This window comes from Sinorhizobium meliloti (assembly GCF_017876815.1).
Classification (GTDB): Bacteria; Pseudomonadota; Alphaproteobacteria; order Rhizobiales; family Rhizobiaceae; genus Sinorhizobium; species Sinorhizobium meliloti.
The window spans coordinates 2997430-3022309 of the sequence record NZ_JAGIOS010000001.1; the positions used below are offsets into that span (position 1 = coordinate 2997430).

The 24880-nt window shown below is 63.2% G+C and carries 21 protein-coding genes; 13 read left to right on the forward strand and 8 right to left on the reverse strand.

What is annotated here, in order from left to right:
* Nucleotides 1-375 precede the first annotated feature (375 nt).
* The 5 genes from JOH52_RS14525 to JOH52_RS14545 all read left to right on the forward strand — a co-directional run bounded on the left by JOH52_RS14525 (nt 376) and on the right by JOH52_RS14545 (nt 5472).
* A complete protein-coding gene (locus JOH52_RS14525; RefSeq protein WP_014529367.1) occupies nt 376-1950 on the forward strand; it encodes a trimethylamine methyltransferase family protein in 1575 nt (524 codons plus the stop codon).
* A 107-nt stretch (nt 1951-2057) separates the two neighbouring features.
* Nucleotides 2058-2762, forward strand: a complete 705-nt coding sequence (locus JOH52_RS14530; protein ID WP_010969610.1) for a 4Fe-4S dicluster domain-containing protein — start codon at nt 2058-2060, stop codon at nt 2760-2762.
* 73 nt (nt 2763-2835) lie between these two features.
* Nucleotides 2836-3588 (forward strand): phosphodiester glycosidase family protein, encoded by a 753-nt coding sequence (locus JOH52_RS14535; RefSeq protein WP_014529368.1) that lies wholly within the window; start codon nt 2836-2838, stop codon nt 3586-3588.
* A 64-nt stretch (nt 3589-3652) separates the two neighbouring features.
* Nucleotides 3653-4291 (forward strand): helix-turn-helix transcriptional regulator, encoded by a 639-nt coding sequence (locus JOH52_RS14540; RefSeq protein ID WP_010969608.1) that lies wholly within the window; start codon nt 3653-3655, stop codon nt 4289-4291.
* A 38-nt stretch (nt 4292-4329) separates the two neighbouring features.
* Nucleotides 4330-5472, forward strand: a complete 1143-nt coding sequence (locus JOH52_RS14545; RefSeq protein ID WP_010969607.1) for an aminotransferase class I/II-fold pyridoxal phosphate-dependent enzyme — start codon at nt 4330-4332, stop codon at nt 5470-5472.
* A 334-nt stretch (nt 5473-5806) separates the two neighbouring features.
* Here JOH52_RS14545 and bmt read toward each other — a convergent pair whose 3' ends face one another.
* Together bmt and JOH52_RS14555 are read right to left on the reverse strand one after the other, a co-directional pair.
* A complete protein-coding gene (gene bmt, locus JOH52_RS14550; protein WP_003530700.1) occupies nt 5807-6820 on the reverse strand; it encodes a betaine--homocysteine S-methyltransferase in 1014 nt (337 codons plus the stop codon).
* 75 nt (nt 6821-6895) lie between these two features.
* The gene (locus JOH52_RS14555) at nt 6896-7744 is read right to left on the reverse strand and encodes a LysR substrate-binding domain-containing protein (RefSeq protein ID WP_010969606.1); all 849 of its coding nucleotides are present in this window, start codon (nt 7742-7744) and stop codon (nt 6896-6898) included.
* A gap of 100 nt (nt 7745-7844) precedes the next feature.
* Between JOH52_RS14555 and JOH52_RS14560 the strand changes: the two genes are divergently transcribed.
* A complete protein-coding gene (locus JOH52_RS14560; RefSeq protein WP_010969605.1) occupies nt 7845-8252 on the forward strand; it encodes a tautomerase family protein in 408 nt (135 codons plus the stop codon).
* A gap of 65 nt (nt 8253-8317) precedes the next feature.
* Here the strand turns inward: JOH52_RS14560 and JOH52_RS14565 are convergent, their stop codons facing one another.
* The 5 genes from JOH52_RS14565 to JOH52_RS14585 form a co-directional block, all read right to left on the reverse strand.
* Nucleotides 8318-8551 (reverse strand): type II toxin-antitoxin system RelE/ParE family toxin, encoded by a 234-nt coding sequence (locus tag JOH52_RS14565; protein WP_010969604.1) that lies wholly within the window; start codon nt 8549-8551, stop codon nt 8318-8320.
* A gap of 109 nt (nt 8552-8660) precedes the next feature.
* Nucleotides 8661-8918, reverse strand: coding sequence for a type II toxin-antitoxin system ParD family antitoxin (locus JOH52_RS14570; RefSeq protein WP_013844596.1), 258 nt, complete (start codon nt 8916-8918; stop codon nt 8661-8663).
* A 201-nt stretch (nt 8919-9119) separates the two neighbouring features.
* Nucleotides 9120-10166 carry a quaternary amine ABC transporter ATP-binding protein gene (locus JOH52_RS14575; protein ID WP_003530709.1) on the reverse strand — a complete coding sequence of 349 codons (1047 nt, stop codon included), beginning with the start codon at nt 10164-10166 and terminating at the stop codon, nt 9120-9122.
* A gap of 219 nt (nt 10167-10385) precedes the next feature.
* Nucleotides 10386-11384: an ABC transporter substrate-binding protein gene (locus JOH52_RS14580; RefSeq protein WP_010969601.1), complete on the reverse strand. Its 999-nt coding sequence runs from the start codon at nt 11382-11384 to the stop codon at nt 10386-10388.
* 463 nt (nt 11385-11847) lie between these two features.
* On the reverse strand, nt 11848-11991 hold the full coding sequence (locus JOH52_RS14585) for a hypothetical protein (RefSeq protein WP_010969600.1): 144 nt from the start codon (nt 11989-11991) through the stop codon (nt 11848-11850).
* Nucleotides 11992-12235: 244 nt separating this feature from the next.
* Here JOH52_RS14585 and JOH52_RS14590 point away from each other — a divergent pair, with 244 nt between their 5' ends.
* The 3 genes from JOH52_RS14590 (at nt 12236) to cyaD2 (ending at nt 16900) form a co-directional block, all read left to right on the forward strand.
* Nucleotides 12236-13690, forward strand: a complete 1455-nt coding sequence (locus tag JOH52_RS14590) for a cobyric acid synthase (protein WP_013844594.1) — start codon at nt 12236-12238, stop codon at nt 13688-13690.
* Between the two features lie 92 nt (nt 13691-13782).
* A complete protein-coding gene (locus JOH52_RS14595) occupies nt 13783-14598 on the forward strand; it encodes an alpha/beta fold hydrolase (RefSeq protein ID WP_003530716.1) in 816 nt (271 codons plus the stop codon).
* 124 nt (nt 14599-14722) lie between these two features.
* A complete protein-coding gene (gene cyaD2, locus JOH52_RS14600) occupies nt 14723-16900 on the forward strand; it encodes an adenylate cyclase CyaD2 (protein ID WP_010969598.1) in 2178 nt (725 codons plus the stop codon).
* A 12-nt stretch (nt 16901-16912) separates the two neighbouring features.
* On the opposite strand, the gene JOH52_RS14605 is transcribed toward cyaD2, so the two are convergent.
* Complete coding sequence (locus tag JOH52_RS14605; RefSeq protein WP_013844592.1) at nt 16913-17821, reverse strand: FecR family protein; 909 nt, start codon at nt 17819-17821, stop codon at nt 16913-16915.
* Nucleotides 17822-18586: 765 nt separating this feature from the next.
* Here JOH52_RS14605 and cobU point away from each other — a divergent pair.
* The 4 genes from cobU to cobO all read left to right on the forward strand — a co-directional run bounded on the left by cobU (nt 18587) and on the right by cobO (nt 24737).
* Nucleotides 18587-19114, forward strand: a complete 528-nt coding sequence (gene cobU, locus JOH52_RS14610) for a bifunctional adenosylcobinamide kinase/adenosylcobinamide-phosphate guanylyltransferase (RefSeq protein ID WP_003530724.1) — start codon at nt 18587-18589, stop codon at nt 19112-19114.
* A gap of 3 nt (nt 19115-19117) precedes the next feature.
* Nucleotides 19118-20182 carry a cobalamin biosynthesis protein CobW gene (cobW, locus tag JOH52_RS14615; protein ID WP_013844591.1) on the forward strand — a complete coding sequence of 355 codons (1065 nt, stop codon included), beginning with the start codon at nt 19118-19120 and terminating at the stop codon, nt 20180-20182.
* Between the two features lie 72 nt (nt 20183-20254).
* Nucleotides 20255-24082: a cobaltochelatase subunit CobN gene (cobN, locus tag JOH52_RS14620; RefSeq protein WP_014526918.1), complete on the forward strand. Its 3828-nt coding sequence runs from the start codon at nt 20255-20257 to the stop codon at nt 24080-24082.
* 10 nt (nt 24083-24092) lie between these two features.
* Nucleotides 24093-24737 carry a cob(I)yrinic acid a,c-diamide adenosyltransferase gene (gene cobO, locus JOH52_RS14625; protein WP_003530731.1) on the forward strand — a complete coding sequence of 215 codons (645 nt, stop codon included), beginning with the start codon at nt 24093-24095 and terminating at the stop codon, nt 24735-24737.
* Nucleotides 24738-24880: the final 143 nt, after the last annotated feature.

Below are 24880 nucleotides of genomic sequence, written 5' to 3' on the forward strand. Positions count from 1 at the left end.
CCCGCGTAAATGCTCCCATGCGACAGCGGTAGCGCATTATTCCGCGGTTCGGAATCTGCCGCCTGCAAAATTATGCAGCACTTCAAGGCGTTAGAGTGGCGCTTGCGCGGTCCCGATCTGAAGCAGCGAAAGACGCACGCTCGACGCACTGCAATGGGAGCGACCGCAGACCGAGTGTCTAAGATGCGCCAGCCGTTGGCGCATTAAGACCCGTACCGGTCCGGCGCCTTGGTAGCATTAGGCTAAATCGACTACCGGATGCATATGCCCGCCGCTGGATTTAGCCTCGCGAAAGGGGTATGCGCCCACCCATCAAAGTGTTGCGGCGTTCATCGCGCATGATGCGCGGAGCACCGCGGGAAGAGGAATGAGCGAATGAGCGACGTTACAGAACAAGGTGCGGCCGAAGGCGGCGGACGCCGCGCGCGTGGTGAGGGGCGGGGAGCGGCAGCGCGTCGCGCTTCCCGCACCGGCGGTGGCCCGGGACCGTCTCTGCCCTATATCCAACGCAGGATTCGCGAATACGAAGTTCTTGACGAGGAAGGGCTGCAGCTCATCGAACGCAACGCCGACGTCGTTCTCGAAGAGATCGGCATCGAGTTTCGCGACGATGCCGAAGCGCTCGATCTGTGGAAGGCCGCTGGTGCCGACGTGCGCGGTCAACGCGTGCATTTCCCCAAGGGACTTTGCCGCGAGCTCTTGAAGACGGCGCCGAAGGACTTTACCTGGCACGCGCGCAACCCGGAGCGCAACGCTCAGATCGGCGGCAAGGCGACCGTCTTCGCGCCGGTTTACGGCCCGCCCTTCGTGCGCGATCTCGACGGCAACCGCCGCTATGCGACGATCGAGGATTTCCGCAACTTCGTGAAGCTCGCCTATATGGCGCCGTCGATGCACTCATCGGGCGGCACGGTTTGCGAGCCGGTCGATATCGCCGTCAACAAGCGCCACCTCGATATGGTTTATAGCCATATCCGTTATTCCGACAAACCCTTCATGGGGTCGGTCACCGCGCCCGAGCGCGCCGAAGACACGGTCGCAATGGCGAAGATCCTTTTCGGCGACGATTTCGTCGAGAACAATGCGGTGACGTTGAACCTCATCAACGCCAACTCGCCGCTGGTCTTCGACGAGACGATGCTCGGTGCCGCGAAGGTCTACGCCCGCCATAACCAGGCTTGCGTCGTTTCGCCCTTCATCCTGTCGGGCGCGATGAGCCCAGTCACGGTCGCCGGCACACTGACGCAGATCCTCGCCGAAGTGCTGGCAGGCGCGGCCTTTACCCAGCTCATCCGCAAGGGCGCGCCGGTGCTGTTCGGCACCTTCGCCGCGTCGATTTCGATGCAGTCGGGCGCGCCGACCTTCGGCACGCCGGAGCCGTCGCTCGTCTCCTACGGCGCTGCTCAGCTTGCTCGCCGCCTCGGCCTGCCGTTCCGTACCGGCGGTTCGCTCTGCGGCTCGAAGGTTCCGGATGCGCAGGCCGCGCATGAATCGGCAAATACGCTGAACATGACGCTGCTTGCCGGCACCAATTTCGTGCTGCATGCGGCCGGCTGGCTCGAGGGCGGTCTCGTCTCATCCTACGAGAAGTTCATGATCGACCAGGATCAGCTCGGCATGATGCAGAAGATGGCCGAGGGCGTGGACCTTTCCGAAGACGCGCAGGCGCTCGACGCCATCCGCGAAGTCGGCCCGGGCAGCCACTATCTCGGCTGTGCACATACGCAGGCGAACTTCCAGAGCGCCTTCTATCGCTCGCCGCTCGCCGACAACAACTCCTTCGAGCAGTGGGAGATCGAGGGCGAAAAGCGGATCGAACAGCGCGCCAACGCGCTCGCCCGCTCGTGGCTCGAACATTATGAGGCGCCCTATCTCGATCCGGCGATCGACGAGGCGCTGAAGGAATTCATCGCGAAGCGCAAGGACTCGATGCCCGACGCCTTCACCTGAAAGGCTCCCGAGCGAGCCAGGGAGCAAGGCGGCGCGGCGCAGGTGGCCGATATGATACAGAAAGAGGTCTGGCGCCCGCATTACGAAACTCAAGGGCCGAAACCGAAATGACGGCTCCTTACGCATCGGAAAGCGATGTGCTTGAAACCATCCGTGCGGCGCTTGCGCCGCACGGTCTTTTTTTGCGCGGAACCATCAATTTCGCGCCGGGCGAGGCGGGACCAACGCTCGAAGGCGGCAAGCCCGCAGCGTGCGTGGTGCTGATCGGCAATGTCGGCGGCTCGGTCTGGGAGCCTTTCCGCCGGTGGCGCGAAGGCGAACCCGACGGCGGCGGTGCGGAGCCGCTCGACAACTGGTCGAAACAGGTCATCCGCCCGGCGGCTGCGGCAGCAGGCGCCTCGGCGTATTTTCCGTCCGATCCCCCTTGGCAGCCCTTCCAGCAATGGGCAATGCGTGCCGAAGGGCTGAAGCCGTCGCCGCTCGGCATCCTCATTCATCCGCTCTACGGTCTATGGCACGGCTATCGCGGCGCGCTTGCGTTCGATCGAGCCATGCCGGTGACGGGCGAGCCGGCGGGTGGCCACCCCTGCGAAACCTGTGTTGGAAGGCCCTGCCTTTCCACCTGCCCGGCGGATGCTTTGGCAGGCGCTACATTCGATATCGGGCGCTGCCGCGCGCATCTGAGAACCGGGGAAGGGGTGGCCGGCTGCCTTGCTCACGGCTGCCTGTCGCGCGATGCCTGTCCGGTTGGGCGCGACTATCGCTATCCGGTGGGGCAGTTGCGTTTCCATATGGCGGCGATCGAGTTTTAATCAGAGCGCGCCCACATAAATCCGCTGCAATCCATGCGATGCTACGTCGTATGATTCCCTCCGGGTCTGTTCGATGCCGCTGTTTACAAGAGCCTTCATCGCCGGCGCCGCCCTTCTATCCGCCGGTCTCGCTACACCCGCGTTCGGTGCCTGCCGCGATGTTCGCCACCTCGGCGAAACCTACCTCGCCTGCAGCTTCGACCCGGCGACGAGCGACATACGACTCTACAACAAGGACCAGGCGGGCGTGCCGTTCAGGTCCTTCAGAGCGCTGTCGCTCGAACTTCGTCGTCGCGAACAGTATCTCGTCTTCGCAATGAACGGCGGCATGTACCACGAGGACCTCGCTCCGGTCGGGCTGCATGTGGAGGAGGGCGCGGAGCAGGCGCCGCTCAATACAAATCCGGGTTGGGGCAACTTTCACATGCTGCCGAACGGCGTCTTTTATGTCGGCGACGGCAAGGCCGGGGTCATGGCTGCGGAGGCCTATCGCCTTGCCGGCATCGAGCCGCGTTTCGCGACGCAATCCGGTCCGATGCTCGTCATCGACGGTGCGCTGCATCCCCGTTTCCTGCCGGATAGCGACAGCCTCAAGACCCGCAACGGCGTCGGGGTGACGCCCAATGGCCAGGTGGTCTTCGCCGTGTCGAAACGGCCGGTGCGCTTTCACGATTTCGCGACCTTGTTTCGCGACGCGCTGGATTGCCCCAATGCGCTCTTTCTGGATGGCACGATCTCGAGCCTTTATGCGCCGGAGATCAATCGGCACGACCGGCTGTTTCCGCTCGGCCCGATCATCGCTGTCGTCGCGAAGTTTCCGCGCTGACTTGCGATCGGATGTATTATAAGTCTAATATTGACAAAATATACAAATCCCGTCAGATGCCTGCATGAAGACTGAACCCATCATCCCCCAGAGTCTCGCGATCCACGCGCCGTCAGCCGCGGCGATTAATGCGCTGCTCTATCCCCATGCCGAGATCGTCCTGCACGATCTTGCGAGCGGGCGGATCGCCGCGATCTGGAATGCTTTTTCCGGCCGGGGCGTGGGCTTGGTATCGCTCATCGAGGATGGCCTCGGGGACATCGTTGAGGGCGCCTCCGTGCTTGGGCCCTACGAAAAGACGGGTGCGGATGGGCGGCGGCTGAAATCCGTATCCGCGGTGCTGCGCGACGGCGAAGAACGTGCCGTCGGGTTGCTCTGCATCAATCTCGATGTTTCCCGTATCGACGACGCCGTGAGGCTGCTCGCGGCCTTTGCCGGCACGCCGGAACGACGGCCGCAGGCATTGTTTTCGCGCGACTGGCGCGAGGAGATCAATGCAGCGCTGCACGCTTGGCTAAAGGTGAGGGGCCTTGCGCTTTCCGCCTTGAAGCGCCCGGATCGCGTGGCCCTGGTTGCGGCACTCGAAGAGCAGGGGCTCTTCAAGACCCGCAACGCCGTCGACCATCTGGCAAGCCTGATCGGCACCTCGCGCGCATCCATCTACAACTATCTCTCAGCCGCGCGCGACGAAGGCGCCGCCTGAATGAGCACCGAGCCTCGCCTTCAAAGGGAAGAACGACCATGACGACCTTGCCGGCCTTCCGCCTCGAGACGCATTTCTCGCGCTGGGAGTTCACGGCGCGCCACCACATGACCGCGAGCGACAGCGAAACCATGTCGATGGCCGAACTTCTTTCGCTTGCCGACGAGGCCGATCGCGACGCGTGGGAGCGGCTGACGCTCGGCTATACGGAGACCCATGGCGCTCCGGCGCTCCGCAAGGCGATCGCCGCGACCTACGAAGGGCTTGAGCCGGAAGATATCCTCTGCTTCGCCGGTGCCGAGGAGGGGCTCTACTGCGCCATGCTGGCTCTGCTCGGTCCCGAGGACCATGCCATCGTCACCGTGCCGAATTACCAGTCGATGGAAACCCTTCCGGTCACGATCGCCGCCTCGGTAAGCGGTGTTGCACTCCGTCCCGAGAACAATTGGCAGCTCGATATCGCCGATGTCCAGTCGGCGCTGCAGCCGAATACGAAGCTGATCGCGGTCAATTTCCCCAATAACCCGACGGGCGCTGTCGCCGAGCCGTCGGTCTTTCGCGCGCTCGCGGCACTCTGCGCCGAGCGCGGCATTCATCTTTTCAGCGATGAGGTCTATCGAGGGCTGGAGCGCGACGAGGAGAAGCGCCTGCCGCAGGCGGCCGAACTCTTCGACCGCGGTATTTCGCTCAACGTCATGTCCAAGGCCTATGGCCTTCCGGGGCTTCGGATCGGCTGGATCGCCTGCCGCGATCACGCGCTTCTCCAGCGCATGGAAGGCATGAAACACTACCTTTCCATATGCAATTCCCGGCCATCGGAGGTGCTGGCGACGATCGCGCTGAAATCCCGCCATCGGATACTCGAACGCAATCGCGCACTCTGCACGCGAAATCTCGAAAAACTCGGCGCCTTCTTCGCCGAGTTTGCCGATCTCTACGAGTGGCAGGCGCCGGACGGCGGCTGCGTCGGCTTCGCCCGCTATCACGGGCCGGGCAGTGTGGAGGAACATTGCCGGCGCCTTGTCGAGGAATCAGGCGTGCTGTTGCTTCCTTCAAGCCTTTTTGTCTCCGATCTGCTGCCGGTCGCGCAGGATCGCTTCCGCGTCGGATTCGGCCGTAGGAACATCGAAGAAGGGCTCGAAGCCTGGCGCAATCATCTGCGACGGGCGCGCGTGAGGTGATCGGCGGGGTGGCGCCGGCCGATTGCACATGTTAACGACGCGCCGACCTCACGGAAGTACCTGCCTCGCATTATGCATTATAGACCCGAGATCGACGGGCTGCGCGCCGTCGCCGTAATCCCCGTCCTGCTGTTTCACGCCGGCTTTATCTCCGGCGGTTTCGCGGGAGTCGGAGCGCGGTCGGTTCGGGGCACCTTTGCACGGGATTTGCGATCTCGAAAAGCTTGCTTTCGTGAGCGCCAGCGCCGTCCCGGCGGCGCACATGCGCACTCACTCTGGTCCCGTAAAATAGGATAGCTCCGGCTTTGCCGCCGGAGCTGCCGCAAGCATTACCTTACGCGCGCCGACGGCGCTCTCGGGCCGGGGCGGCGGGGCCTTCATTTGCCGATTTGTTGCGCAACGGTCCGATCTTCTCGACGATCGTTTCGAGCGTGGGGCGCTCGCCCCTGGTGTGATTGTCGATCGCAAGCCGCATTGCGGCCAGATGGTTGCAGGAGGTGCCGCAACAGCCGCCGATGATCTTGGCACCGGCATCGACGGCCAGCCGGGCATATTCCGCCATCAGCGGCGGAGTCCCGGAATAATGGATCTCCGAGCCGCGGAATTCGGGAATGCCGCAATTGCCCTTGACGACGATCGTAGCCTCTGGGCTTGCAGCCGTCATGTCGAGCAGCGAGGAAAGAATGTCCGACGCCCCGACGCCGCAATTCGCGCCGACGGCAACCGGACCTTCGCCGATATCAGCGGCGACGCCGTGAATGTCTTTCGGGTGCAGGCCCATCATCGTCTTGCCGGCGGTGTCGAAGGAGCCGGTGTAGACATAAGGGAGGCCGACCTTCGCCGCGGCTTCGGCGGCCGCACGAATTTCGTCCGGAGAGGACATGGTCTCGATCCAGGCGACCTCCGCGCCGCCGGCTTTCAGGCCCTCGATCTGTTCGACAAAGGCCGCGACCGCGTCCTCATAGGAGAGGGCGCCGAGCGGTATCAGCAGTTCGCCCGTTGGGCCGACGGACCCGGCCGTAATGACTTTTCGCGGAGCCTTGTCGGCGACGGCGCGCGCGATTTCTGCCGCCCGCTTGTTGAGCTGGTGGACCCGGTCTTCGGCCTGGTGAAGCTTCAGCCGGTGGCGTGTGCCGCCAAAGGAATTGGTGAGAATGATGTCGGCACCGGCATCCACGAAGTCCTGATGCAGCTTGGTGATGTTGTCCGGCTTGGTCTCGTTCCAGATCTCCGGCGCCTCGCCCGCTTCAAGCCCCATGGCGAAGAGCGACGTGCCTGTGGCTCCATCGGCAAGCAGGACGCCCTTCTGGGCGAGGAGATCGGAAAGGGCATGGGCTGCAACGGACATCGGATTTTCCCGGCTGAATGGAATTGCAATAAGATATAAAGATATCTTTATGTGTTGGCAACAGAATTGCACAGATCAACGCGGCAATTCGTCCGCAAGCAGCGCGGCAAGGTCGGCTGCGGGCTTATCCGCCCGGGCGTGCAGACGCAGGCTGAATTCCGCCGGCGGCAGGGATGGCAAGCCGAGATGGGCAGGAGCGCGCTCGATGCCAGTGCCGAGAAATCGTCCCGTCCGGGTGGTAACGGCGATGCTGCTCAAGACAGCCGCGCGTAAGCCCGACAGGCTGGGGCTCGTTGCCGCGATCCGAAAGCGGCGGCCGGTTCTCTCTAGGGCCGATATGGCGGCGGCGCGGAAGCCGCAAGGTGGGTCGAGCACGGCGAGGGGTAGCTCCTCTTCGTCCGTTGCCAAGCCCCTGTCGGAGCAGAGCCAAAGCATCTGTTCGCCGAGCACAAGCAATTCGTCATCTGCAGCCGCCTGTCGCATGGCAAGAAGAATGTCGATCTGGCCCTGATCGAAGTCGGCCGTCAATTCTTTCGACCTGCCGATCCTCAAATCCAGGCGAATGCGCGGATGGGAGCGCGCGAAGCGGCGCAGCAATCCGGGCAGCATCGTATCGGCAAAGTCCTGAGTGCTGCCGAGGGAGATCCGTCCATCGGCGCGCGCGCCCCTGAGGCTGAGCCAGGCGTCGCGATGCGCATCCAAAATGCGCCGGGCATGCGCGGCGAGTTCCTCTCCCACGGGCGTGAGCACACGTCCGCGCCCGGCGGGCGCAAGAAGGCGCTCGCCGATCAGCGCTTCCAACCGCTGCATTTGCGCCGTCACGGCGGAGGGCGAACGGTTGACGGCCATTGCCGCTCTTGCAAGCGAACCGCCTTCGGCGAATGCGAGAAAAGTGCGCAGCAGTTCGGGATCGATCGGATTCATACTTCAGTTTTACAGAAGTATTCCTGCAAAACAATTCGATTTTTTTGATGTGGCAGCGGTGGCAAATTGAAGAGGTGTTATTTCGAGAAAGGAACCTGTGATGCCCATCATCAACATCAGCGTTACCGGACAGCCGGAGCCGGAGCTTTCGGCGAAAGTAGCGGCAAAGGTAAGCGACCTCACTCAGTCGCATCTTCGCAAGGACCCCTCGGTGACGGCGGTCGTCGTCAGCTATGTCGATCCGCGGCATTGGTTCGCGGGCGGAAAATCGCTCGCATCGCAGCAGGCCAGCAGTTTCTGGCTCGACATCAAGGTTGTCGACGGCACCAATACCAAACAGGAACTTGGCGCCTATATCGAAGCGATCTTTGCGTCCTTCGAGGATATTCTCGGGACTGTCCATCCCGAAAGCTACGTGCTCGTGCATGAGGTACCGGCGGCAGCCTATGGCTATGGAGGCAAGACGCAGGAGTTCAGATACATCAGCGGAAGGCTGGCGGTCACTTAAATATCACCTGTCGAGCGCGCGCGGCGCTGTAGCAGAAGGTCGACCGCACCGATCGAGCATCCGTTTCAATGACTCTCGACTGGTTTGGATGCCGCCAGGGCGGCCAGCCGCCGAGGCAGGTTCGTGCGGGCGTGCAGGAAATCGACGATGATTACCTGCTCGGCATTGTCGACAAACACGATGAAGTGCTGGCCGCAGCGGGCAAACCGCAAATCTTCGGGCAGTTCTGAACTGATGATGCGGCGGCAATCCTGCGACGGCACCGTTCCCGCCGCGATCCCGGCGCAGCGAGCGATCAAATCCTCTTTATAACCCGCAGCCTGCTCGGTCCGAAGTTTTCAACTGTCCAGCGGGCGATAACGGTCAACGACGTTTCCGCGGATCGGGTCAGTCGCCAGGATTTCGGCATCAGGAGGCTGCATGCGCTGCCGCGAAAGCACGGCGGATCGCCTCTTCGCCCGTACCTTCGGCTAGATCGCCGCGACGGGCCTCATCGAGTCCCGTGCTCAGCCTTGCCCGCAAATCGTCCAGCTCGGCCTCTTCCCGTTCGAGCAGCCGCAACCCGGCACGCAAGACCTCCGAGGCATTTTGATAGCGCCCGGAGGCGACCAACCGTTCAAGCAGCGCTGATTGTGCGTCAGTCAGAACGACGTTTCGAGTAGCCATGCACATCTTCCTAAAAGCGACTGGCAATATATGCCATTAAATCGAAGCTGTCGACAGCGATCGGCCTGGATACGGTGAGATGCGCGGCCTGCCGGCAGCTCACCGTCGCGGAAGACGCAGAAGCAACGACACGGTCAGCGGCAAACCGGCCAGCCGAATATCCCCCGAACGAGGGCGCCCATGGGCGCCCCTCAATGCGAATCAAGCCGCCTGCCGGTCGGTATGCTGCACGGGCGTCACCATGGCGGAGATGATCATCTGCAGGTCGATCGCACCGATCGGGCGGCCATTGGCGTCGACGACATGCGCATTGCTTATTTGCGCGCCGGTCATGGTGCGGGCGGCGGCTTCGAGCACGGTGCCTGCGGCGAGCGGCAGGCCTTCCGGATTGCCGGACAGCGGCCGCATGATCGTTTCCACGTTGACCACCCGCCCGCGGTTCACTTCCTTCACAAAGGCCGTGATGTAGTCGTCGGCCGGCGAGAGCACGATTTCCTGGCCGGTTCCCTGCTGCACGACGCGGCCGTCGCGCAGGATGGCGATCTTGTCGCCGAGCCTCAGGGCCTCGTCGAGATCGTGGGTGATGAACACCACCGTCTTCTTCAACTCCTTCTGCAGTTCGAGCAGCACCGACTGCATGTCGACGCGTATCAGCGGATCGAGTGCCGAATAGGCTTCGTCCATCAGCAGTATGTCGGCGTCGTTTGTAAGTGCGCGGGCAAGGCCGACGCGCTGCTGCATGCCGCCGGAAAGCTGGTTCGGATAGTGCTTTTCGAAGCCTTGAAGGCCGACGCGCTCGATCCAGCCAAGCGCACGCTTCTCGCTCTCGCGCCGGTCCACGCCTTGGATCTCCAGACCGTAGATGGTGTTCTCGAGAACCGTGCGATGCGGCAGCAGTGCAAATTTCTGAAAGACCATCGCCGTCTTGTGGCGGCGGAATGCGCGAAGGTCGTTCTCGTTCATCTTGCAGACGTCGACGCCGTCGTAGAGGACTTCGCCGGAGGTCGGATCGATCAGCCGGTTGATGTGCCGGATCAGCGTCGATTTGCCGGACCCCGAGAGCCCCATCACGACCGTTATGCAGCCGCCAGGCATGGAAATGTTGATGTCCTGCAGTCCGAGCACGTGGCCGTGCTTTTCGTTGAGTTCGGCCTTACCCATCCCGTTCTCGACGAGCTTGACGTAATCCTCCCCGCGCGGGCCGAAAATCTTGTAGAGGTTCTTCACCTCGATTGCGTGACTAGCCATGGACAACCTTTCCCCTTCTCTTGGCTTGGAGCTTTTACGCCGACTGCGTTTTCGCGGCGCTTGCCGCTCCTTGCATCAGAACTGTGACAGCGGAAGACGCGGACCGCTTTACTGTTTGCGACGCAGGCGCGGCTCGTGCGTCGCGCATCAGGCAGCCGCATCCTCGAAGGGGCACCGGAATCGATCACGTTCACGACTTCAGGCCGATCCGACCGACAATCAGAGCGCCGCCTTCACCTTTTCGGCGACCTCCGGGCTTACCCACTGCGTCCATATCTCCTGGAAGTTCCCGAGGAAGTAGCGGGCGGCGCTCTCGTTCGTCCCCTGGTTCTGATCCATCCAGGCCAGAACCTTGTTTACCGTCGCGTTTTCCCATTGCCGCGCCTCGACGTAGTCCATGGCGCTGCCTGCTCTATCGGCAAAGGACTTGGTCACCACGGTATAGACGTCCGAGACCGGATAGGAGTTTACCTTTGGGGTCGGGCAATCCGGAGCGGCAGTGCAGGAGTCCCATTCCGCCTTGTCGTGATCCACACCGAAAGACAGCAAGGTCATCTCGTACTTGCCGAGCAAGGCGGTCGGAGCCCAATAGTAGCCGAGCCAGCCGGTCTTCTTCTCGAATGCTTCGGTGATCGACGCGTCAAGCCCGGCAGCAGAACCGGGATCGATCAGCTGGAAGCCGGCCTTTTCCGCATCGAGAGCCTTGTAGAGATTGGCGGTGGAGAACCGGCAGTTCCAGCTTGAAGGGCAATTATGGATCGCTCCCTTTGCGGGGTTCTCGTGAGAAGGGAAGAGTTCCGGGTGCTTCAACGCGTCCTGCACCGTTCGGATATCCGGGTGCGCGTCGGCGATGAACTTCGGAATCCACCAGCCTTCGACACCGCCTTCGCTCAAGATCTTGGCGCCCTCGACGAGGCGGCCCTCCTTGACTGCGGCATCGAAAGGCGTGCGTACGGAGTTGATCCAGAGTTCCGGCACCAGGTCGGGCTCTGCCTTCTCGTTCATCGAGGTGAAGGTCAGCATCGTGTCGCCGGCGACGAGCTTCACGCTGCAGCCATAGCCGTTTTCCAGGATGAACCTGTCCACGTGAGCCGCGACGCCCGCCGACGCCCAGTCCATCTCGGCTATGCTGACGTCGCCGCATTCGGCAGCTCCGGAGGGGCCCGCCAGAGAGCATATGCCTGCCGTGAGGATGAGGGTAGCAAGGAGTTTTTTCATGTCCGTCGACACCTTCACGTCACTGCGGCCACACATGGTGGATGGAGCGCCGCCTAACCGCTCCCGCGCTGAAGCTGCCAGCCGGCCCACTTCGTTGTCATTGCGGCAAGCCTAAGTGTTCGCGTTGAGAAATCAACCTTTTCATCCGGCGTCTGGCGCCGGCGGCGTATTCCGCCGTGACGCCCTCGCTGTACCGAGCACACGAACGGCGAAATCGACGAAATTCACTTTTGGTTAAGACCTCAATAACGATCCGGTAAGGTTGTGGGGATAATTGTCTGCCTGCGGCGGGCGACTGCCGCAGGTCCGGATCAGGTAGTGCGTGCCGGACCCGATATTCAGCAGAATAATCTGATCGCCGCACCCTTCCGTTCCAACGGTTGGGTGCGGCTTTTGCATTTCCGGGGGAAGCGTGAAGAAGCTGCCCCGAAAAAGGGGGCGGTTTCGAACGCGACGTGGCGCTTTATCCGACGTTGGACGTTCGGATGAGGCCGAGTGGGCCGACCGGCGCTTCCGCGACGACATTGCGGACGCGGGACTGGCCGTTCGGCGCCTTGGAGTTCCAGGCGATCTGAACGAAGTTGGGTTTGCCGAAGACGAACAGCATGGCTTTCTACCTTGGGAGACCGGGCAATTTCCGGCGGGGTTTCGATGGCGCGGATATAGGCTCTTGCCGGGACGACTTGAATGCCAGGCTCGGCACGGCATGTCGCAATTGAGCAAGCGTGCGAGAAATTTTCGCACGCTTGAAGAAGGCCGGAAATGCACCGTGACCGCCGGTGACGCAATCATGGCGGAATCGCGTCGGAACAGAGCTTTGCGGCGGGCGGTTTCGATGCTACGGGAAAGGCATGACACGCAAGATCATGCTGCAGGGAACCGGCTCGGATGTCGGAAAATCGGTACTGGTAGCGGGCCTCTGCCGGCTCGCTTCCAATCATGGCCTCAGCGTAAAACCGTTCAAGCCCCAGAACATGTCGAACAATGCCGCCGTTGCCGACGACGGCGGCGAGATCGGCCGTGCGCAATGGCTCCAGGCGCTTGCCGCGCGCGTGCCGTCCTCCGTGCATATGAACCCGGTGCTTCTGAAGCCGCAATCGGATGTGGGCAGCCAGGTCGTCGTCCAGGGCAGGGTGGCGGGCCAGGCCAAGGGGAAGGAATACCAGGCTCTCAAACCGAGCCTCCTCGGCTCGGTCATGGAGAGTTTCGAACAGGTGTCCGCCGGCGCCGATCTCGTGATCGTCGAAGGCGCCGGCTCGCCGGCCGAAATCAACCTGCGCGCCGGCGACATCGCCAATATGGGGTTTGCCACCCGCGCTGACGTGCCCGTGGTTCTCGTCGGCGATATCGACCGCGGTGGTGTGATCGCGTCCCTGGTCGGCACGCATGCGATCCTGCCGGGGGACGACCGGCGCATGGTCACCGGCTACCTCATCAACAAATTCCGCGGCGATGTCACCCTCTTCGATGACGGCATCGCATCGGTTCGTCAGTTCACCGGCTGGCCTTGCTTCGGCGTCGTGCCCTGGCTGAAAAGTGCCGGGCGGCTGCCTGCCGAAGACTCCGTCGTCCTCGAGAGGCTGACGCGGGGCGGCGGCAAGGCGCTGAAGGTCGCAGTCCCCGTCCTGTCGCGGATCGCCAATTTCGACGATCTCGATCCCTTGGCCGCGGAGCCGGACGTGGACATAGTCTTCGTTCGGCCGGGGACGCCGCTTCCCGACGATGCGGGCCTCATCGTCATACCCGGCTCGAAATCCACCATTGCCGATCTCGACGATTTCCGCAGGCAGGGCTGGGACCGGGATCTCGACCGGCATATGCGGCGCGGTGGCCGGGTCGTCGGTATCTGCGGCGGCTATCAGATGCTCGGAAGCCGGGTTGCCGACCCGCTCGGTATCGAGGGCGGCAAGCGCGAGATCGAGGGGCTGGGGCTGCTGTCCGTCGAGACGGAGATGGCTCCGGAAAAGACGGTTCGCAACAGCCGCGCCTGGTCGCGGGAATACGACGTCGCGCTCGAAGGCTACGAAATCCATCTCGGCAAGACGACGGGCGCCGATTGCAGCCGCGCGCCGGTCGAGATCGACGGCCGCCCGGATGGAGCGATGTCGGCGGACGGCCGCGTGATGGGCACCTATCTGCACGGTCTTTTCGGAAGCGACGCCTACCGGTCCGCGCTGCTCAAGAGCTTCGGTATCGAAGGCGGGGGAGGCAATTACCGCCGGTCGGTGGATGCGGCTCTCGACGAGATTGCCTTGGAACTCGAAACGGTACTCGATCGGGCGTGGCTCGGGACACTGCTCGGGTAGGGCCGGCCGGACGAGGCGTGCCCGTTTGGAGTTTCCCGCCCCGGCCCGTATCGTGCCGCCAGCGCAGCAAACGGCTCGTTGAAAGGATCGGAATGCAGCAATACGACGACGATCTTCGGCAGTTCGAAGCCCGGGGCGCACCGGCTCTGCCTCCAGCCGCGGAGCAGGGCTATGTGGAGCGCGATGGCGCCCGGATATGGTATTCGACATACGGCGCGGGAGCACCGGTGGTCCTTTTGCACGGCGGCCTCGGCCACAGCGGCAACTGGGGCTATCAGCTTGCGCCGCTTCTTGACGCAGGCCGTCGCGTCGTGCTCATCGACAGCCGCGGACATGGGCGCAGCACGCGTGATGAGCGGCCCTACAGCTACGAAGTGATGGCATCCGACGTCCTCGCCGTCGCGGACATGCTGCAGCTTCAGAAGTTCGCCGTGGTGGGCTGGAGCGACGGGGCTTGCATCGGCCTCGTTCTTGCGAACCGCGCGCCCGAGCGCATTGCCGGCGTCTTTTTCTTCGCCTGCAACATGGACCCGAGCGGCGCGACAGAATTCGAGGCCACTCCGGTTATCGATCGTTGCTTCGCCCGGCACCGGAAGGACTATGCCGAATTGTCGGCGACGCCGGATCAGTTCGACGACTTCGTCTCGGCCGTCAGCGAGATGATGAGTACGCAACCCAATTACTCGGCAGGCGACCTCGCCGAAATCCGAGTACCGGTCGCGGTCGTGCAGGCCGAGAAGGACGAGTTCATAAAATGGGAGCACGCCCAATATCTCGCCCGGAGCATTCCCGCAGCCGACTTGATCGCGCTTGAACACGTCAGCCACTTTGCGCCGCTGCAGAGACCCGACGTGTTCAACGGCGCCATGCTTGCATTTCTCGACAAGGTCCTTCCAACCAGGACCTGAGCTTTACACCCGTCTTCACGTTCTCCGTTGCATACGCCTTGCGAAAAATGCAGCATGGTTTCGGGGTAGGACGACCTCTTCGCCGCTGTGCATGGCGACGGCGTCCGGCGCGAAGGGCGCTGCCATGGCACGCACGCAGCTAGTTGGGGTCATTATCGGCCTGGCGATCGTCGCGGCGCTCACAGTGCTGCGTGCAACCGATCCGCCACTTTTGCGTCTCGCCCGCGATCTCACTTTCGACGAGTACCAGCGCCTGGCGCCGCGCAGCTTCGAGAACGTTCCGGTTCGCGTCGTCGACATCGACGAGGCGTCGCTGAAAGAGTTCGGCCAGTGGCCGTGGCCGCGCGACCGCGTTGCCGCTCTGGTCGACCGGCTCTCGGAAATTGGCGCGGCGGCGATAGCCTTCGACATCCTGTTCTCCGAACCCGACCGTCTTTCGCCGCGCAGCGTCATGCGCGACGTCGCCGGCGTCGATCAGGCGCTCCTTAAGCGGTTGCCGGACAATGACGAGATACTCGCACGATCGATCGGCGACCGGCCCGTCGTGCTCGGTTTCGGCCTTACCAACGCAGGCAACTACCGGCCGCCGGTGAAAGCGGGTTTCGCCTTCACCGGGGAAAGCCCGTTCGATGCGCCGCCGCGGCTTACGGCTGCGACTCCTTTGAGGCCGCAACTCGAAGCCAGGGCCGCGGGCCTGGGCCATATAAGCCTCAATCCCGGCAGCCGGTCGGCCGTCGTGCGCTCGGTCCCGCTGCTGTTGAGCGATGGCGAGCAACTCTATCCGAACCTGGCCCTCGAAGCGCTGCGCGTGGCTCAAGGCGCTTCCACCTACATCGTAGCGGGTGCTCCGGATGCGCCCGATACCATCACGCTGATCAAGGTCGGCGAATTCGTGGTGCCGGTGACCGCAGCGGGCGAACTCTGGCTCTATGTCAGTCCGGATCGCGCTGAAAGATATGTCTCTGCCGGCCGGGTGCTGGCGCCCGGCGGAGTTTCCGCCGAAACGAGGGCAGCGATCGAAGGCGGTATCGTATTCGTGGGCACGTCGGCAGCAGGCCTGCAGGACATTCGCACCACGGCTCTTGGGCACAATGTGCCCGGAGTGTCGCTGCACGCGCAGACTGTCGAGCAGGTCCTCTCGGGCCGCTTTCTCTCCCGCCCGGATTGGGCGGACGGACTGGAGATCCTTGCGATCGCGGCTGCAGGCAGCCTGCTTGTCCTGCTGACCACCTTCGTCAGCCCGGCCGTCGCGCTTGCCTGCGGCCTCCTGATAACCGCGCTGGCCCTCGTGGCCTCCTGGTCAGCCTTCCTTTATGCAGGCCTGCTATTCGACCCTCTGGCTCCAATCCTTGCCGGATCGATCACCCATTTTGCGGCAACCGCCTATCGGTTCCTGGTCATAGACCGGGAGCGGCGCGTGGTTCGGCGCGCCTTCGGCCAGTACCTGTCGCCCTCGCTTCTCTATCGCATCGAGCATACGCAGGACGCCCTGCGTCTCGGCGGCGACGATCGTGAGTTGACGATCATGTTCGTCGATGTACGCAACTTCACGGAGATCAGCGAGCGCCTGACGCCGGGAGAGGTGGTCCGTTTTCTCAATACGCTGCTCGACGCGCTGAGCCGCCATGTCATCGCCAACGAGGGCACGCTCGACAAGTTCATCGGCGATTCGATCATGGCGTTCTGGAACGCGCCCGTCGACGTCGCCGATCACCCCGGCAAGGCGGTCCGCGCCGCCTTGGCCATGCGCGAGACGCTCGCCCGGCTCAACGAGAGCGACGCCTTCGGCTTCGGGAGCGATCAAAAGGTGGCGATCGGCGTGGGAATCCATACCGGGCTTGCCTGCGTCGGCAATATGGGGGCGGAGATGCACTTCAACTATTCGGCCGTCGGCGACGCGGTCAACATCGCCGCCCGGATCGAGGCCGCCTGCAAGGACGTCGGCTTCGATATTCTTATATCCGAGACGACGGCGGATTTGGGCGAACGGTGCGCCGTGCTGGAGGCGGGGGCGCTGGCGCTGAAGGGCAAGAGCACGCGAACGCGGGTATACGCCGTGGTCGGTGACGAGCATATGGCCGCTTCGGCCGAGTTTTCCGAGCTGCAGCGCATTCATGAACAGTTGATCGGGGCGATGCGTTCGAGGTCACGGCCGCGCAGAGAACTCGTCAATGCCGCAAAGCTCAAGGCTCCGGCCCTATGTGGAGGATTATCGGATTTCTACCGCCGCATCGGGCGCCGGACAGACCACTTTGCCGGTGAGCCTTTGCCGTTCGCAGACGAAGTCGGATCCGCCGAGTAGAGAGGGAGTGCTCTAACCGCGGCCCTTCTTCGTGCCTGTGTCCAGTTGCCCGTTCTTGCCGGTATCCTGGCCCTTCTTGCCGGTGTCCTGCCCCTTCTTGCCCGTGTCCTGCCCCTTCTTCCCCTTGTCGAGGCCACGCTTGCCCGGCTCGTTGCTGGGTGTCTTGCCCGGGCGGGGCGCCTTTTGCGGGCTTGCTCTTTCGGGCGGCCGCGCGCGTTCCGGCGCGGTCGGCTTGATCTCGACAGCGGCCGAAATACCGCAACTGCCGCTCATGCTGCCGAAGGAGGCAGACAGTCTTTGGTCGCCCGAAAGAAAGGGCAGGGCCTTCCGGTTTCCGAGCGTCGCCAGTGTGCGGCGACCGGCCCTGTGCGTGTCCGTCATGGTTCCGTCGCGCTTTGCGATCACGCAATCGCAGCGTCGGGTGAGCTGCTGGCATCCCGCCGGGCCGCAGAACCGGGCCGCGCCCTCCAGGAGAACGATCGCCGTCGTTCCGTCATTGCCGATGTAGAAATCGAACACGGTTCCGCGTACGCCGATCGTTCCGGCAGGTGTCAGGATCTGATAGGCCGAGTGCTTCGAATTTCCGCTGATCCAGCGAAACGTGCCTTTGGCGGCGGCGACGGTGAGTTGCTGCACCGATTTCGAATCGTTGAAGACGAACTTGTCGATGACGACGGAAGAGCCTGCCCCCACCGCCAATTTACTGCCGTCGCGGAACACGAACTGGCCGAGCCCGGATCTGGACGTGCTTATTCGCTCGTCCCGGTGAACGGCGTCCCGCTCCACGAGCGGTCCGCCGCTGCCGGTGACCACCGTCCTGATCCGGACCGCTTCTCCAACCGGTTCGGCAGCAATTGTCGGTATGGAACCGTAAAACGCTGCGCCCAACACAGCGATTGCGGCACGACGCAAGTGAAACATCGCACCCTCCACGATGATCTCCTGCGGCCGACGTGGTCCGGGATCATGAGCGTGAATGAGAAATAACCGGATCGACACAATGTCGCCGGACCCCAAGCATTCATTCTTATCATGGGGTGGGCGGAAGTGTCTGCCTACCCGTTCGGAGTAGCCGACGCAAAGCGCATTTCTGCCGTAATCGGCGGCCCCGGTGTCGCAGGCCGTCGATTGACTTTGCCGCCGCCGCTTCATAATTAACGCAGTATGGATGGTTCTCTCGTGCCGAGGTGGGGCGAGGGAGTAAATGGGAATGCGAAGGGGCGGACCCACGCCGGGCGCCCTTATCGCAGCCGACCCCGCGACTGTAGAACGGTCAGGGTTCGCCATCGGGCATTTCGCCGGATTTCAACGCGCTGCATGGGCAGTCTCGTGAAGTTTGGCGGCATGTCGGAAAAGCCACTGGCGTGGCATTGCGATCAGCCGGGCAGGACGCCTCTTCTTCTACGAATCGTCCGCCTTTCGCGATGCCGCAAACGCCGGGAAGGCGAGGCGAGCCCGTTCGGTCTTTTGCCGCATCGTTTTTCGGGCCGAGCCGGTCCGGCGAACGTGCGGCCATGAGGATCGTGACGCCGTGAGCCAGGAGACCTGCCATCCGTCAGGGCATTCCGCCCGAGGGGAGATGCTCCCCGATGCCAGCACGGAGGTTGTCGTGGCTCATAGATCTTCGATCGAACGCGTTTTCGGCGTGCGCCGTTGCCGCTACAGCCATCGCTATGGCAAGCGGTAATGGACATTTCCAATCTCGGCCCGACCCTCGTGCTTGGCGGCGCGCGTTCGGGAAAATCCACCTTCGCGGAAAAACTCGTCGAAGCCACCGGGTCTCCGATGCACTATCTTGCGACCGGCCGGGCCTTCGACGAGGAGATGCAGGAGCGCATCGCCCTTCACCAGGCCACTCGGCAGGGCAAGGGCTGGACCACGCACGAGGAACCGCTCGATCTCGTGGGGCTGCTTCGCCGCATCGATGAGCCCGGCCGGGCTGTCCTCATAGACTGCCTGACCCTGTGGGTGACCAATCTGATGATGGAGGAGCGCGACATGGCCGCCGAATTCGCCGCGCTCGCCGCCTTTCTGCCCGAGGCGCGCTCGCGCCTCGTTTTCGTCTCCAATGAGGTGGGTCTCGGGATCGTCCCGGAAAACCGGATGGCGCGCGACTTTCGCGATCACGCCGGCCGGCTCCATCAGATCGTGGCGGAGAAATCCGCAGAAGTTTACTTTGTCGCGGCCGGACTGCCGCTGAAAATGAAGGGTTGATTCATGACACTCGCAAGGGCTCCGCAGCGCAAGATACCGGCTACCGTCATCACCGGCTTTCTCGGTGCCGGCAAGACGACGATGATCCGCAACCTGCTGCAGAATGCCGACGGCAAGCGCATAGCGCTGATCATCAACGAATTCGGCGATCTCGGGGTCGACGGCGATGTGCTGAAGGGCTGCGGAGCGGAAGCCTGTTCGGAAGAGGATATCATCGAACTGACCAATGGCTGCATCTGCTGCACCGTTGCCGACGACTTCATCCCGACCATGACGAAGCTGCTCGAGAGGGAGAACCGGCCGGATCATATCGTCATCGAAACCTCCGGCCTGGCGCTGCCGCAGCCGCTCGTCGCCGCATTCAACTGGCCGGACATCCGCAGCGAGGTAACGGTCGACGGCGTCGTCACAGTGGTCGATAGCGCAGCGGTCGCCGCGGGCCGCTTTGCGGATGATCACGACAAGGTGGACGCGCTGCGCGTCGGCGACGATAATCTCGACCACGAGAGCCCGCTCGAAGAACTTTTCGAGGATCAGCTCACCGCCGCAGACCTCATCGTTCTCAACAAGACGGACCTTATCGACGCCGCGGGACTCAAGTCCGTGCGCGAAGAGGTGGCCTCCCGCATCAGCCGCAAGCCGACGATGATCGAGGCGAGGAACGGCGAGGTAGCCGCCGCCATCCTGCTCGGGCTTGGCGTGGGTACGGAGGGCGATATCGTCAACCGCAAGTCTCACCACGAGATGGAACATGAGGCAGGCGAGGAGCATGATCACGACGAGTTCGACAGCTTCGTCGTAGAGCTCGGCGCGATAGCCGACCCTGCCGCTTTCACCGAAAGGCTCAAGGGCGTGATTTCAGAGCACGACGTGCTGCGCCTCAAGGGCTTCGTCGACGTTCCGGGAAAGCCGATGCGCCTCCTGGTCCAGGCGGTCGGCAGCCGCATCGACCAGTATTTCGACCGCGCATGGGCTTCCGGCGAAACACGCAGCACGCGTCTCGTCGTCATCGGGCTGCACGACATGGACGAGCCTGCCGTGCGTGCAGCGATTTCGGCACTCGTGTGAGGCGATTTTGAGTGTGAAACTGAAGTTCACCTCCCCAACCCCTCGGGAGGGGTCTTTGTTGCGGGAGCATCCATGCATCTCCTCCTAGCTCAGAAAGGAACGATCGCCGACGGTAATGAGGCGATCGACCTCGGACAGAGCCCGGGCGACATATTGTTCCTGTCGGCGGCCGATACGGAACTTGCCTCGATCGCGGCTGCCCATCGTCAGCGCGCGGGCGCAAGAAGCCTGCGGATCGCCAGCCTGATGAATCTCATGCACCCCATGTCGGTCGACACTTACGTCGAACGCACGGCGAGGCATGCGAAGCTGATCGTCGTACGGCCGCTGGGTGGTGCGAGCTACTTCCGTTACGTCCTGGAGGCGCTCTACGCCGCGGCGGTTGCGAATAAATTCCAGATCGCCGTGTTGCCGGGCGACGACAAGCCAGACCCGGGCCTCGACCCGTTTTCCACCGTATCGGTGGAAGACCGGCAGCGCCTTTGGGGGTATTGCACCGAAGGCGGCGCGGAGAATGCCGGCCTTTTCCTCGATTACGCGCAGGCATTGATCGACGGCGGCGACAAGCCGCAGCCGGCGCGGCCGCTGCTCAAGGCCGGCATATGGTGGCCGGGCAGGGGCGTGATCGGCGTCGAGGAATGGGTTCGCCTATCCGAACTGCGTCGGGCTGTACCCACCGCGCAGGCGGACAGAGCGGAACACGAACCCACCGTCGCCGTCTGCTTCTACCGCGCGCTCGTCCAGAGCGGGGAGACGAAACCGGTAGAGGCGCTGATCGAGGCGCTTGCGGCCGAGGGCGTGCGGGCACTCCCCGTTTTCGTCTCCAGCCTCAAGGATCCGGTCTCGATCGGCACGCTCGAAGCGGTCTTCGCCGAAGCCCTTCCGGATGTCGTGATGAACGCCACGGGCTTTGCCGTTTCCGCACCGGGCGCGGACCGCCAGCCGACCGTGCTCGAATCGGGCGGCGCGCCGGTGCTGCAGGTCATCTTTTCCGGGTCGTCGCGGGAGGGCTGGGAAACTTCGGCTCAAGGGCTGATGGCCCGCGATCTCGGCATGAATGTCGCGTTGCCGGAGGTGGACGGGCGGGTTCTCTCCCGTGCCGTTTCCTTCAAGGCAGCCTCGGTTTACGACCCGCTGGTGGAGGCCAATATCGTCGGCCACGAGCCGCTTGCCGATCGCGCGCGCTTCGCGGCACGCCTCGCCGCCAATTGGACGAAGCTGCGCCGGACCCGGCCCGAGGGCCGCCGGGTCGCAATCGTCATGGCCAACTATCCGAACCGCGACGGGCGCCTCGGAAACGGCGTGGGTCTCGATACGCCTGCCGGCACGATTGAAGTGCTGAAGGCGATGACGGCAGAAGGCTACGCTGTCGGCAATGTTCCTGATGACGGCGACGCGCTGATCGGCTTTCTGATGGCCGGGCCGACCAATGCGGCGAGCCGCGACCGGGAAATCCGCGAAACCATTTCCTTGAATCGCTACAAGGGTTTCTTCGACGCGCTTCCGAAAAAGATTCAAGAGGAAGTGACCGCGCGCTGGGGTGCGGCGGAGGCCGATCCCTTCTTCATCGACGGCGTATTCGCCCTGCCGCTCGCGCGCTTCGGCGATGTGCTCGTGGGCATCCAGCCGGCGCGTGGCTACAACATCGATCCCAAGGAAACCTATCACGCTCCGGACCTCGTGCCGCCGCACGGCTATCTGGCTTTCTATGCCTATCTGCGCGAGGTCTTCGGTGCCCATGCGATCGTCCATATGGGCAAGCACGGCAACCTCGAATGGCTTCCCGGAAAGGCGCTGGCGCTTTCCGAAGAATGCTACCCCGAGGTGATATTCGGCCCGATGCCGCATCTTTATCCCTTCATCGTCAACGATCCCGGCGAAGGCACACAGGCCAAGCGGCGGACGAGCGCCGTCATCATCGACCATCTGACGCCACCTTTGACGCGGGCGGAGTCCTACGGACCGCTCAAGGACCTGGAGGCGCTGGTCGACGAATATTACGAGGCCGCGGGCGGCGATCCGCGGCGGCTGAGGCTGCTCAGCCGGCAGATCCTCGATCTCGTCCGCGACATCGGCCTCGACCACGACGCCGGGATCGAGAAGGGCGACAGCGAGAACCGGGCGCTCGAAAAACTCGACGCCTATCTCTGCGACCTCAAGGAAATGCAGATCCGCGACGGCTTGCATGTTTTCGGCCTGGCGCCGGAAGGTCGGCTCTTGACCGATCTTACGGTCGCGCTCGCCCGTGTGCCGCGGGGTCTGGGTGAGGGCGGAGATCAGAGCCTGCAACGGGCAATCGCGGTGGACTTGGGGTTGCACGCGGCTTCACGCTCGCAACGCCCGCAACCATTCGACCCGCTCGATTGCGTCATGTCCGATCCCTGGGCCGGCCTGAAGCCCGATCTTCTCGCCGCCCTCTCGGATGCGCCATGGCGCACCGCCGGCGACACGGTCGAGCGCATCGAACTGCTTGCGGCGAAGCTCGTTTCAGGCGAAATAGCCTGTCCGGTGGGATGGACCAACACCCGCGCCGTACTTGCCGTGATCGAGACGCGGCTGAAGCCTTCGATCCAAAGCTCCGGCGAGGCGGAAATAAAGGGTCTGCTGACGGGCCTCGACGGCCGGTTTGTCGCCCCCGGTCCCTCGGGTGCGCCGACGCGCGGCCGTCCGGACGTGCTGCCGACGGGGCGCAACTTCTATTCGGTGGACAGCCGCTCCGTGCCGACCCCGGCGGCCTACGAGCTCGGCAAGAAATCGGCGGAGCTGCTCATCCGCCGCTACCTGCAGGACCATGGCGAATGGCCGTCCTCCTTCGGTCTCACGGCCTGGGGCACCTCCAACATGCGTACCGGCGGAGACGATATCGCCCAGGCTTTGGCACTGATCGGAGCAAAGCCCGTCTGGGACATGGCCTCGCGCCGCGTGACCGGGTACGAAATCATTCCGCTTGCCGTTCTCGGCCGTCCCCGTGTCGACGTCACCTTGCGTATTTCCGGCTTCTTCCGCGACGCCTTTCCCGAGCAGATAGCACTCTTCGACAAGGCGGTCCGCGCGGTCGGCGCGCTCGACGAGGACGATGCCGACAATATGATCGCCGCCCGCATGCGTGCCGAAACGCGGCGGTGGGAAGAGCGGGGCGCCGACGCGAAGGAGGCTCGACGCCGTGCCTCCTATCGCGTCTTCGGTTCGAAACCCGGCGCTTACGGAGCGGGCCTGCAGGCGCTTGTCGACGAGAAGGGCTGGGAAACGCGCGGCGATCTTGCCGAGGCTTACCTCAGCTGGGGCGGCTACGCCTACGGTGCCGGCGAGGATGGAAAGGCGGAGCGCGGCCTTTTCGAGGAGCGTCTGCGCTCGATCGAAGCCGTGGTCCAGAACCAGGACAATCGCGAGCACGATCTGCTCGACAGCGACGACTACTACCAGTTCGAGGGGGGCATGAGCGCCGCGGCCGAGCATCTCGGCGGCCAGCGCCCGGCCATCTACCACAACGACCATTCGCGCCCCGAAAAGCCGGTCATCCGCTCGCTCGAGGAGGAGATCGGCCGCGTGGTGCGTGCCCGCGTTGTCAATCCGAAGTGGATCGACGGCGTGATGCGCCACGGCTACAAGGGAGCCTTCGAAATCGCCGCGACGGTCGATTACATGTTCGCCTTCGCTGCGACCACCGGGGCGGTCCGCGATCATCACTTCGAGGCAGCCTATCAGGCCTATATCGCCGACGAGAAAGTCCTCGGGTTCCTGCGCGAAAAGAACCCGGCCGCGCTTTCGGAAATATCGGAGAGGCTGCTGGAGGCGATCGACCGCGGCCTATGGAACCCGCGCTCCAATTCGGCGCGATTCGAACTGAACAGCCTTTCCGGCCGCGCGGCTACCGACCGTCTGATGGCCGGAAATCAATAGGGAGGACATCATGAACGACGAGACCGCGAATACCGGCGAACCGATCGCCGAGAAGGATGAAGCGCGTCACGCCATGAAGATGGCGAAGAAGAAGACCGCCCGTGACAAGATCATGGCCACCAAGACGGACGAAAAAGGCTTGATCATCGTCCACACCGGCAAGGGCAAGGGCAAGTCGACTGCCGGATTCGGCATGATCTTTCGCCACATCGCCCACGGAATGCCCTGCGCCGTCGTTCAGTTCATCAAGGGCGCCATGCACACGGGCGAACGCGACCTGATCGAGAAGCATTTCGGCGAGATCTGCCAGTTCCACACGCTCGGCGAAGGCTTCACCTGGGAAACGCAGGATCGCGCGCGCGACATTGCCATGGCGGCGAAGGCCTGGGAAAAGGCCAAGGAGCTCATCCGCGACGAACGCAACTCCATGGTGCTCCTCGACGAGATCAACATCGCGCTGCGCTACGACTATATCGACGTCGCCGAGGTCGTAAGCTTCCTCAAGGAAGAGAAGCCGCACATGACGCATGTGGTCCTGACCGGCCGAAATGCCAAGGAAGACCTGATCGAGATCGCCGATCTGGTGACGGAGATGGAGCTGGTGAAGCATCCCTTCCGCTCGGGAATCAAGGGCCAGAAGGGCGTCGAATTCTGATGACGCAGAGCTGGCAGCTATTGGCGCTGCTCTCCGCAGCGCTGACTGCCGTCTTCGCCAAAATCGTCGCCGCTATGTCCATTCGTATTGACAAGTCGTATCCTAGCGTTAGGCTTGGCTGAAATTATCTGTCGGCATCTGGG